This window comes from Nonlabens sp. (assembly GCF_039941875.1).
Lineage (GTDB): Bacteria > Bacteroidota > Bacteroidia > Flavobacteriales > Flavobacteriaceae > Nonlabens.
Window position 1 is genome coordinate 39,631 of sequence record NZ_JBDVDQ010000017.1, and the last position, 11,778, is coordinate 51,408.

The window sequence follows — 11,778 nt, forward strand, 5'->3', positions numbered from 1 at the left end:
TGCAATCATTATCCTTCTGTTTCTTCTATTATTTCCTCAATAATAATCTCGTTATTCTCTAAGAGAGAATCGTTTTTCTGTTCAAGAGAATCTAATTCTTCTTCTTCATAATATTGCCAATCCTCATCTTCTGTAGAATCTTCATAGTCGTCATCATAATAAGATTCATTATTATATTGATCTAAGTCATCTAGACTGTCTAGTTCTCCATTTACCGCCGCCATTAAAAGACTACCAAAAAATAAAGCAACAATTAACAGCACTAAACAAACTAAACCTGAAATAGCTACACCTACTATATTGATTATTCTACCAATATTGACACTTTTAAAAGAACTCTGGCTGTACTTACTAGGGTCAGATTTGTAAGTTTTTAAGCTTCTGTTAGCGATAATCAAACCTATGATACTCAATATTAAAGTGATAATGGCTACCAGTCCATAACACCAACATCCGATAAAGAAAAGTACTAAGGAAATAATACCTAATGTAATAGAGCTAGGGTCACCAGATAATTTTTCACCTTGATAGGGAAATTGATAATTTCCTTGGTTTTGATTCTGATTTTGAAATTGTTGCTGCTGCTGATCAAAGTTATTAGAATGCTGCGGCTGATTAGTGTAATTAGGGTTGTTCTGTTCCAACGTTATTTTTTTTACAATATTAATTAATCTAACCAGCTTTTGTGATAACTATCATCAGCAATTTCCAGTCCTTCTTTAGTTACCATTAATGGTTTAAAGGTATCTACCATAACAGCTAGTTCTTCTGTTTTAGTCTTTCCAATACTTTTTTCTACTGTTCCAGGATGTGGACCGTGAGGAATACCTGCTGGATGCAAGCTTATATGACCAGCCTCTATATCATTACGGCTCATAAAATCTCCATCTACATAGTAGAGAACCTCGTCGCTATCTATATTACTATGATTATATGGTGCCGGAATACTGTTAGGATGGTAGTCATAAAGTCTAGGGACAAAACTACATACTACAAAGGCATCTGTTTCAAATGTCTGGTGTACTGGTGGTGGCTGGTGAATACGTCCGGTTATAGGTTCAAAATCATGAATGGAAAAAGCATAAGGGTAATTATACCCATCATAACCCACCACATCAAATGGATGTGAAGCATAGACCATATCAAAAATATCGTCTTGCTTTTTTACTTTAATTAAAAACTCGCCTTTCTCATTGTGGGTTTCTAATGTTTCTGGTCTTCGCAAGTCACGCTCACAAAAAGGAGAGTGTTCTAACAACTGACCGAAGTAGTTTCTGTATCTTTTAGGTGTATAAATAGGTCGTCTACTTTCTACAATGAATAGCCTATTGTCTGTAGTGTCAAAATCAATTTTATAAATAACACCACGAGGTATTAAAAGGTAATCTCCATATTTAAATTCTAGATTTCCTAAATGAGTTCTTAACGTTCCGGTACCACGATGCACAAATAGCAATTCGTCTGCATCGCTGTTTTTATAAAAATAGTCTTGTGTAGCGTCTTGTGGTCCTGCTAGAATTATAGCAACATCGCTATTAATTAATACGGTCTTGCGGCTTTCTAGATAATCTGCTTCAGGTTGTATTTTAAAACCTTTTAGTCGATAAGATTTAATATGATTAGCTAGTGCTATTTCTGGCTTTACACTGTATTGATTCCTTATCTCTTTAACCATAGTAGGTCTGTATTCGTGATAAGAATTTGTAGACATACCATCAAAACCTATAGTTCCAAAAAGCTGTTCTGAATATAGAGAACCGTCAGGTTTTCTAAATTGTGTGTGTCTTTTGGGTGGTATTTTACCCAATTTGTGGTAGAAAGGCATAGTTAAAAGTTAAATCTCTCAAATTTCGTAAATTCCTCAGACCATTCCATGAATAAACTAGATTATTTAACTTTTAAATAGTTTGTTTATTGATATTCAGAAGTTTGAACTTGTGTTAGTCGGCTCTTTGCCTTGAATATATTTGGTAAATAAAAGATTCTTTTCAGTGTTTCTAAAATTTAAATCCTAGGTTAACAAAGACTTGTCCATCATCTTGTTGTGGAGAGAAGCTGTATTTTATTTCTAGAGGACCTAGGAAAGATTCTAATCCGTAACCTATGGCATATCCCGTATATCTAGCCTCGCTAAACCAGTTGTTTTGTTCAAATAAATCATCTTGAGCATTTGCAATGTTTGCGCTGAATATGATGTGATTCTTTTTGAAGACTTCATAATCTGCCTCTAGTAGCAATTTCATCATGGTGCCACCACTAATGCTTAGAAAGTCGTATCCATAAAATGGAATTAGATTGTTAATTCTACGCGATCCATAACCTCCTAGAAAAAAGTCCATAGAAGAGTCGTTAGTATCACCTATGGTAATACCTATATGTGCGTTACCACGCAAAGTAAGATTACCAAAATTGCGCGCATGACCTATCTGTAATTGGGCGATAGAAAATTCTTTAAAGCGTTCTTTGTATTCAGAATTAAATAGATAAAGATGGAAGTCTCCATCAATCTTCCAGCCACTTGATGGAAATTGTGCATTATCATAAGAATCGACCAGTACTTTTCCATAAAGACTGCCTCGAGTGCCGTCTGTAAAATCAGTAACATCATCATCATTTGGATCTGTGGTGATTAAGGTTTCTGTAAAGATGTTAAGCGTCTTAACCTCGGCACCTACCATTAAATTTGCAGATCTATTAAGTCTCGTTTGTAAGAAAACTTGCTGTGTCCAGTCTCTATATTTTACCTCAAGACTATTAACTCCTAATGGACCAAAGTTAGCTGCGTCTTCAATAAATGTAGCATTAGCATCTTTTTGAAATCTCATAAACTCACTGTGCAATCCTATCGACCAGTAACGACCTTTGTCTATGTAATAGTCAAAGTTATATCTCAAATTATCGCCCACTATAAAATCTACTGATACTATGTCGTTATCAAAAATCACTTTTTTTCTAGACAGATTGAGTAATGCCGCACTGCGCGTTAATTCATCATAATGTAGTCCTAATCTTAGATAATTACGCACTTCATTTTCTACTAGATCTATTTCTAGAGTAGCACCTTTATCGTCATTGATAATCTCATAATTAATCTTAGCAAAATTATCTGTAGCCTGGAGGTTTTGAATTCCGGTATTTAAATCAGTGTAGGCCACTTTACCAGGTGTGTTTACTTTAAATCTACCTACTACAAATGCTCTGGTGTAATTTTGATTTCCATTTACATTGATTCTATTAAGATATATGCTATCGCCTATTATATTTTTTAAATTGGGTTTTATATAGTCATCTACTGCAAGCTCTTTGAGTTGATCTATTTTGGCCCTGCCGGCTTGTTCACCTTTTTTAATAATTTCTTCTCCTAAGTCAAAAGACACGACGTTAAAATCATTAATATCTGGCGCGATATAAACGTCGGTTTTTGGAGCTTTATATTTCATCGCATTAATGGTGCGGAAATTGTTGATTTGAGATAATATATCTAAAGCACCACTAAGTTCTTCTCTAGATTTTAAATCGTCTTGTACGTCTACACCTATAATGATATCAACACCTTTTGCTTTTAATTTTTCTATGGGATAGTTGTCTATTACACCACCATCTATAAGAAGTCTGCCATCTATTTCAACAGGAGCAAAGAGTGATGGTAGCGCACCACTTGCATTTACTGCTTTAGGTAAATAGCCGCTGTCTAAAACGATTTCTTCTCCTGTGGTGATTTCTGTAGCGATGCATAAAAAAGGAATAGGTAATTCATTAAAGTCGTCAACATCCTTTACATGGGCAAGCAACCTGGATAGAAGGTCATAAATATTTTGCCCTTTACTTAAAGAAGAAGGTAATTGTACTTTAAAATCTTTGAAAGGTAAGGTTACCGCATATCTTTCAGTATTTCTACGCTCGTAAAATGTCTTTGATTTGCGAGGTATGTCGTCAGATATGATTTTATCAAAATCTATAGTTTTGAAAATAGAATCCAACTGTTTACCTGTATAACCAGATGCGTACAAAGACCCAACTATGGCGCCCATGCTCGTACCTGCTATGTGGTCTATTTTTATACCTAGAGAATCTATTATTTTAAGCGTTCCTATATGTGCTAGACCTTTTGCGCCACCACCAGATAAAACAAGTCCTATCTTAGGTCGAGAATTGTTTTCTTTTTCCTGTGCTAGTGTGAAGTCCGCTTTCGCGAAAGCGAGAACAATAAAAAATAATAAAAGCCTATTCTTCTTCATTTTTATAAAAGTCTATTATCTTTTGAGCTTTAGAAACCCCTACTATTTCTGTAAGTTCTTTCTTTGTAGCATTCTTAACGCGTTTTACACTCCTAAAGTGTTTTAATAATTCAACAACCGTTTTTTCTCCTATACCAACTATTTCATCTAGCTCAGTTTCTATAGCTTGTTTGCTTCGTTTGTTTCTATGATGAGTGATACCGAAACGGTGCGCCTCATTACGCATTTGTTGAATAACCTTTAGGGTTTCAGATCGTTTATCTAGATATAAAGGTACAGGATCGTTAGGATAAAATAGTTCTTCTAGTCTTTTTGCTATACCGATTATGGGTATTTTACCTCTTAAACCTAGTCGTTCTAGTGCAGTAACACCACTTGATAACTGTCCTTTACCGCCGTCTACTATGACTAGTTGCGGTAATGGCTGGTCTTCTTCTAGCAGTCTTCTATAACGTCGATAAACGACTTCTTCCATACTAGCAAAGTCGTCTGGTCCTTCTACTGTTTTTATATTGAAATTTCTATAATCTTTTTTACTAGGTTTTCCATTTTTAAAAACCACACAAGCAGCAACAGGGTTAGTTCCTTGAATATTTGAGTTGTCAAAACATTCCATGTGTCTAGGTTCTTCACCTAGTCTTAAATCGGCTTTCATTTGTGCCATTAATCTATTAACATGTCTGTCAGGGTCTACTATTTTAATAGTCTTAAACTGTTCTTGCCTAAAAAACTTTGCATTGCGCTCTGAAAGGTCCACAACACGTTTTTTATCTCCTAACTTAGGGATAGTGATTTTTGCTTTCTCACCTACATCTACATCAAACTGTGTGTAGATCTCGGTCGATTGAGAGTCAAATCTATGGCGCAACTCTACTATCGCTAATTCTAGTAAATGTTTATCATCTTCGTCCAGTTGCTTTTTAAGTTCCATGGTGTGAGAGCGTGTAATCGCACCATGATTAATCTGTAAATAGTTTACATATCCTGCGGCTTCATCGCTTACTATGGTAAAAATATCTACATTAGAAATATTAGGATTTACTACTGTAGATTTTGCTTGATATCTAGTTAGTATTTCTAGTTTTTCTTTGAGTTGTTGCGCCTCTTCAAATTCCATATTTGCAGCGTGCTCCTGCATCAAGTCAGTAAAGTAACGTACAGCTTCTTTAAAATCTCCTTTTACGATGCCTCTTATAGCCTCTATACTTCTGTTGTATTGCACTTCATGTTGCAGTCCTGCACATGGGCCTTTACAGTTACCTATGTGGTATTCTAAGCACAGTTTAAATTTACCTTCATTAATTTTATCCTGTTGTAAGTCATAATTACAAGTGCGTATAGGGTATAAAGTTTTAACCAGCTCTAGTAGTGTTCTTACTGTTCTCACACTAGTGTATGGTCCATAATATTCACTTCCATCTTTGATCATAGTACGAGTTAAAAAAACTCTTGGGAAACGTTCCTTCTTAATAACCAGCCATGGGTAAGTTTTATCATCGCGCAACATGATGTTATACCGTGGATTGCGACTTTTAATTAAGCTGTTCTCTAATAATAAAGCATCAGTTTCTGTCTCTACCACAATATGCTCTATGCGATAAATGTTCTTAACCATCGTTTTTATGCGATAGCTGTCATGCGTTTTATTAAAATAAGAGGAGACTCTTTTCTTGAGTTTTTTAGCTTTTCCTACATAAAGTAGCTTGTCCTTTTTATCAAAGTATAAGTAAACTCCAGGTGATAAGGGTAGGGTTTTAATCTGAACCTCTAAAGGTGGTATTTCCATAGCACAGTAAAGATAGGGATTATGCTTATTGGGTTGAATATATTTTAATAGAAGTTTAAGGTGTTCTCGCTTTCGCGAAAGCGGAACAATCTACCATTTATAAACATGAGTATTCTTAATTTTCACTATATATTCTTAGCAATAAGGCTAAACTAAGCTGTAAAACAGAGGAATATTTATTCGGTTTGGTTAAATTGCGCAACAGTAACCCTAAAGTACTAAATGAAATTTTATCCCTTAAAATTCAATCCTATTTTTCACTACCGTATTTGGGGTGGTGAACAGCTGAAGACTAGCCTTAATAAAGAGTATGATCAAGAATCCATAGGTGAGTCTTGGGAGATAAGTGCTGTTCCAGATAGTGAAACCGTTGTCTCAAACGGCGTTTATGCTGGTGCGACTATCAATAATTTAATTGAACGATTTAAAGAAGACTTTTTAGGGAAGTCTGTGTATGAAAAGTATAATGGAGAGTTTCCATTACTTATTAAGTTCATTGATGCAAAAAAGCCGCTTTCTATACAGGTACATCCTAATAATGAATTAGCGAGAGAACGACATGATTCATTTGGTAAAAATGAAATGTGGTACATCATGCCTTCTTATAAAGATGCTACTATTACTGTAGGGTTTAAAGAAGAAGTAGATAAAGATTCTTATCAAAAACATTTAGAAAACAATACACTTACAGAGGTTCTCAATGAGTTTAAAGTAAAGGCAGGAGATGCTTTTTACATTCCTACTGGTAGAGTACATGCTATAGGTGCAGGAGTGATGCTTGCCGAGATCCAGCAGTCCTCTGATGTGACTTATCGTATTTATGATTATGATCGTAAAGATGAAAGAACTGGGAAAACGAGAGAGCTACATACAGACCTAGCGCTAGATGCGATAGATTTTGACTTGCAAAGCCAATACCATACCGATTACAGCCGTAAAAAAAATCAACCTAATAAGTTGATTAATTCGCCTTACTTCAAAACTAATTTCTTGAAGATTAAAGGTGTTCTAACAAGAGATCTGTCAGAAATTAATTCTTTCACCATTTATATGTGTGTAAAAGGAAGTGCCACCCTGACTTATCAAAAAGAAGATTACTCTCTAGTACAAGGAGAGTGTATTTTATTACCTGCAGGAATTGATTTAATTACTCTAGATTCTAAAGATGCACAATGCATCGAGGTTTACTTATAATCTAAAATAAATATTTATGTCTAGCTTTAAAGAACTAACTAATAGTGATACACCGGTATTAATTGATTTTTTTGCAACATGGTGCGGCCCATGTCAGACCATGATGCCAGTTTTAGATAAATTAAAGGACGATTTAGGTGATCAAGTTCGTATTCTTAAAATAGACGTAGATAAAAACAAAGCACTTGCGACGAAGTTTGCTATAAGAGGCGTGCCAGCTTTCATGATTTTTAAAAATGGTAAGCAAGTATGGAAAGCTGCAGGTGTACAGCCCTTACATGAATTAAAAGCGCAGATTCAAAAAGCTTAAGTATTCTGGAGGCTAGTTTATTCAATACCATATCGTTTATTTAATCTTCTTACATTTTGTGTAACAAATAACTATCTTCATACTCTAGTTTTAATATAGATTAAAAACTTAGATTTATGAAGACTGTTTTCCATTCTGCTTTATGGGTAGTAACCCTATTATTCTCATTAATCACCTTTGCACAGGAGTTTAACGGTTCTTGGACTGGAGCGATTCAAGGAATGCCGTTGGTTTTTGAAATTTCAAATAGTAATGGCGAGTACGTTGCAAAGATGCAAAGCCCTACTCAGTCTAAAACTTACGTTCCTATGAATAGTATAATGGTAGATGGTAATCAAATTACTATGCTGCTAGATGCTTATAAAATAAAATATCAAGGAGAATTAATAGATAGTAAAATCATGGGGGTTTTTACTCAAGGAGCTGGTTCTGGTGAGATGATTTTAGAGAAAAAAGCATATGTAGAAGTAAAGCCTAATAGACCACAAGAGCCTAAAGGCCCATTTTCTTATATAATGGAAGAGGTGTCATTCACTAACTCTAAAGCAAACGATATAAAACTAGCTGGAACTCTTACGTTACCTAAGGAGGTGAAAAACCCTGCAGTTGCGATATTAATTTCTGGTTCAGGACCGCAAGATAGAAATGAAGAGCTTTTTGATCATAAGCCATTTTTAGTTCTTGCAGACCATTTGACTAAAAAAGGCATTGCTGTTCTTAGGTATGATGATCGTGGTGTAGCGCAGTCTGAGGGGACTCAAAAGGGAGCGACAAGTGAAGATTTTGCTACAGATGTAGAAGCGGCAATTTCTTATCTTAAATCACGTCATGATATTAATGACAAGAAGATAGGTTTAATAGGGCATAGTGAAGGCGGTTTAATTGCGCCTATGGTGATCGCTGATAATAAGAAGGACGTTGCATTCTTCGTCTCGCTAGCTGGTCCAGGAGTAGATGGATATCATGTTTTATTGCCTCAAATAGAAAGAAGTATTAAGTTTCAAGGTGTAAAGGGTGATACTTTAGATTTTGAAACAAATCTTATGGATGCTATGTTTTTAAAAATAATAGATTCTGAAAAATTATCTTCTCAGCTATTAGAAAAAAAGCTTATCACTGTGATGAAGGAAATGGTTGCAAATGCTCCTGATATCTCAAAAGCCAAATATACTGATGAAGTTATATCAGGTCTAAGTAGACAGTTTTCTGACGACTGGATGCGTTTCTTTTTATCCTATGATCCTGAATCTAATTTAAAAAAAGTGAAGTGCCCGGTATTAGCTTTAAATGGTTCTCTTGATTATCAGGTGATTCCAGAAATCAATTTATCAGGTATAGAAAAGGCGCTTTCTAAAAATAAAGACGTTACGATAAAAAAAATAACAGGACTTAATCACCTGTTTCAAAATGCGCAAACAGGAAGTGCTGGCGAGTATGGACAGATAGAAGAAACCTTTGATCCTCGAACGCTCAACTTAATTTCCAGCTGGATCAATTCTAGATTTTAATACCTATGTTTCTTATATCGTTTTCATACTCTATATAAAGGATGTAGTGAATAGTGTTTAGTTTAAGTAATTATCAATTTAAGATGTTCTTGTAAAGGGTTTTAAGACATTGCGTCGGTTTATTTTGATAATATGATATGCTTTCGCGAAAGCGGAATAATTTTTATCTATCTCTTTTATTTAGAATGGGTTTTAACTAACGGCTGTGATCGTTATCTTTGTAATACTCTAAACGTCAAAATGAAAATAGAAAAGAAAGATGTTCTCAAAGCACTAGAAACCATATCGGTTCCTGGAGAAGGACAAAATATGGTAGAAAGTGGTGCAATTAAAAATGTACTTGTTTTTGGTGATGAGGTTGTGGTAGATGTTACTATCAACAACCACAGTTTACAGGCTAAGAAAAAAACAGAAGTTTCTATCTTACAGGCTATTCATAAAGAAGTTTATGAAAAAGCACAAATCAAAGTAAATCTTAAAGTAGAAGCGCCAGAAACGACAGATAAAAAACCTGAAATAAAAGGTAAAGCGATTCCTGGTATAGATAACATTATTGCAGTAGCATCTGGAAAAGGTGGGGTAGGTAAATCTACCGTAACGGCAAATCTTGCTGTCACACTTGCAAAAATGGGCTTTAAAGTAGGTCTTCTAGATGCAGATATTTATGGTCCTAGTGCGACTATAATGTTTGACATCGTTCATGAAAAACCATTATCAGTAAACGTTGATGGTAAATCAAAAATGAAACCAGTAGAGAGCTATGGTGTTAAAATTCTTTCTATAGGCTTTTTTACACAGCCAGATCAGGCTGTAGTATGGCGTGGACCTATGGCTGCTAAAGCTTTAAATCAAATGATTTTTGATGCAGCATGGGGAGATTTAGACTTTTTAGTAGTAGACCTACCACCTGGTACAGGAGATATTCACTTAAGTATCATGCAGTCTTTACCGTTAACAGGTTCTGTTGTAGTTTCTACACCTCAAACTGTCGCACTGGCCGATGCTCGTAAAGGTGTCGCAATGTTTCAACAAGAAAGTATCAATGTGCCTGTTTTAGGTATAGTTGAAAACATGGCTTATTTTACACCACCAGATTTACCTGAAAATAAATATCATATTTTTGGTAAAGACGGTGCAAGAAACCTAGCTGAAGATTTGAAAATTCCATTTTTAGGTGAGTTGCCTTTAATACAATCTATAAGAGAAGCAGGAGATGTAGGGCGTCCAGCAGCAATGCAAGAAGGCACAGATATAGAAAATGCATTTATTGAGATTACTAAAAAAGTAGTGTCTGAAACGGTGCGTAGAAATGATGCTTTACCGCCTACAAAGGCGATTGAAATTACTACTATGGCAGGTTGTAGCGCCGCAAATAAATAATTATGACTGGATCAGAATTAAGAACAGCGGTTGAAGCTGGATTAGAGGAGATAAGACCTTTTTTACAAAGAGATAATGGTGATATAGAATTAGTTTCTATAGACGATGATAAGTTTGTTAAAGTACGCTTATTGGGTACTTGTGTGGGATGTCACGTAAATCAAATGACTCTTAAGTCAGGTGTTGAGCTTACTATTAAAAAGCATGCCCCACAGATAGAAAGTGTTACCGATATTTCTGGTCAAGAATTAAAAGAAGAACAACGAGATAGTGTAGAGTTGTAATTCTAATAGAATGAAAAAAAAGCCGATTCGTGAGAATCGGCTTTTTTTTGTGTTTAAATTAGCTCTAGTTCAGATTCTTTTATTTCTTCTAAAATGCCGTCAAATAATTCTATTCTTGATTGTAAAGCCTCTTTTGCAACCTGTATAGCTTCTTCCCACTTTGATTGATTATCACCACAAAGTAAAGCTACCATTTTATGCGCCATAGGTCCGTGTTCATCTCCATCTAGCTCTATATGTCTATCAAAATAGTATTTGATAGGTTCTAGATCTATATCAAATGTAGATGTAGAGATACCGTCTAGTATTTCAGTAAACATTTCTGGAATTAAATCTTCTCTTCCATAGGTAAATGCTGCAGCTATTTCATGGTCTTTACCTCTGTTGATAATCGTAAATGTAGTGGACAAAAATTGTTTTACATGTAGAGATAATTGTGAGTTATCAATGGTGTCTAGGATATCACTAGATAACGAAAGTGTATCTATTTCATTTTTTGGGATATCTACAGTAATTCCTACTGCCTGCATAGCATTTAAATACATCTCATAATGACTCATCCTATTTCCTAAATGATCTATATCTGTCTCTTCGGCGAGAACTATTTCATTTATTAAATATCTTAGATCAGGATTACCTACTGGTGCCCATGGGGTAGAGGTGCAGGTAAGCGAATTTTGTAATGCTTTTAATAAAGACATAAAATCCCAAACCGCATAAATGTGTGAAGACATAAAAAGCCTTAGATCTTCATCATTTTTGATGTGGTTATATAACTGGTGACTTAGTAACTGTTCACGTACTGTATTTATTTTACTTAAAATTAAATTGGCTTCCATCGCATTGTTTTCTACTGCAAAAATAGTAGCTAGAAAGATCTTAACCATCTTCAGAAAAGAAATTGTTATAGGATTAACTAGTGTTGTGTACTTTATCGAATTGTCTAGTCCTAAATAACCGATACAGATTATTAAAGGATTAAATTTATTATTTAAATCTCAATGAAGCTAGCTTCGTTGAGATTTTTTTGATTTGTATGTTTTTCTTGTTAATTGATTTTGTTTGTGCATTTGAATAG

Annotated in this window: 10 protein-coding genes; 5 read left to right on the top strand and 5 right to left on the bottom strand. The window is 34.8% G+C overall.

What is annotated here, in order from left to right; all coding sequences use genetic code 11:
* Positions 1–8 precede the first annotated feature (8 nt).
* From ABJF08_RS11110 to uvrC, 4 genes are all read right to left on the bottom strand, one after another.
* On the bottom strand, positions 9–644 hold the full coding sequence (locus ABJF08_RS11110) for a CCC motif membrane protein (protein ID WP_348116302.1): 636 nt from the start codon (positions 642–644) through the stop codon (positions 9–11).
* 23 nt (positions 645–667) lie between these two features.
* Positions 668–1,825: a homogentisate 1,2-dioxygenase gene (locus tag ABJF08_RS11115; RefSeq protein WP_348116304.1), complete on the bottom strand. Its 1,158-nt coding sequence runs from the start codon at positions 1,823–1,825 to the stop codon at positions 668–670.
* 172 nt (positions 1,826–1,997) lie between these two features.
* Complete coding sequence (locus tag ABJF08_RS11120) at positions 1,998–4,238, bottom strand: patatin-like phospholipase family protein (protein WP_348116305.1); 2,241 nt, start codon at positions 4,236–4,238, stop codon at positions 1,998–2,000.
* Complete coding sequence (gene uvrC / locus ABJF08_RS11125) at positions 4,225–6,024, bottom strand: excinuclease ABC subunit UvrC (protein WP_348116308.1); 1,800 nt, start codon at positions 6,022–6,024, stop codon at positions 4,225–4,227. The genes ABJF08_RS11120 and uvrC overlap by 14 nt, the downstream gene beginning before the upstream one ends.
* A 222-nt stretch (positions 6,025–6,246) precedes the next feature.
* Between uvrC and ABJF08_RS11130 the strand changes: the two genes are divergently transcribed.
* From ABJF08_RS11130 to ABJF08_RS11150, 5 genes are all read left to right on the top strand, one after another.
* Positions 6,247–7,218: a type I phosphomannose isomerase catalytic subunit gene (locus ABJF08_RS11130; protein WP_348116309.1), complete on the top strand. Its 972-nt coding sequence runs from the start codon at positions 6,247–6,249 to the stop codon at positions 7,216–7,218.
* A 16-nt stretch (positions 7,219–7,234) separates the two neighbouring features.
* Positions 7,235–7,528, top strand: a complete 294-nt coding sequence (gene trxA, locus ABJF08_RS11135; protein ID WP_348116310.1) for a thioredoxin — start codon at positions 7,235–7,237, stop codon at positions 7,526–7,528.
* A 116-nt stretch (positions 7,529–7,644) separates the two neighbouring features.
* Positions 7,645–9,036 (top strand): alpha/beta fold hydrolase, encoded by a 1,392-nt coding sequence (locus tag ABJF08_RS11140; protein WP_348116312.1) that lies wholly within the window; start codon positions 7,645–7,647, stop codon positions 9,034–9,036.
* A gap of 240 nt (positions 9,037–9,276) precedes the next feature.
* Positions 9,277–10,416, top strand: coding sequence for an Mrp/NBP35 family ATP-binding protein (locus ABJF08_RS11145; protein ID WP_348116313.1), 1,140 nt, complete (start codon positions 9,277–9,279; stop codon positions 10,414–10,416).
* A 2-nt stretch (positions 10,417–10,418) separates the two neighbouring features.
* Positions 10,419–10,700 carry a NifU family protein gene (locus tag ABJF08_RS11150; protein ID WP_348116314.1) on the top strand — a complete coding sequence of 94 codons (282 nt, stop codon included), beginning with the start codon at positions 10,419–10,421 and terminating at the stop codon, positions 10,698–10,700.
* A 53-nt stretch (positions 10,701–10,753) separates the two neighbouring features.
* Here ABJF08_RS11150 and ABJF08_RS11155 read toward each other — a convergent pair whose 3' ends face one another.
* Positions 10,754–11,587 (bottom strand): DUF3050 domain-containing protein, encoded by an 834-nt coding sequence (locus ABJF08_RS11155; protein WP_348116315.1) that lies wholly within the window; start codon positions 11,585–11,587, stop codon positions 10,754–10,756.
* Positions 11,588–11,778: the final 191 nt, after the last annotated feature.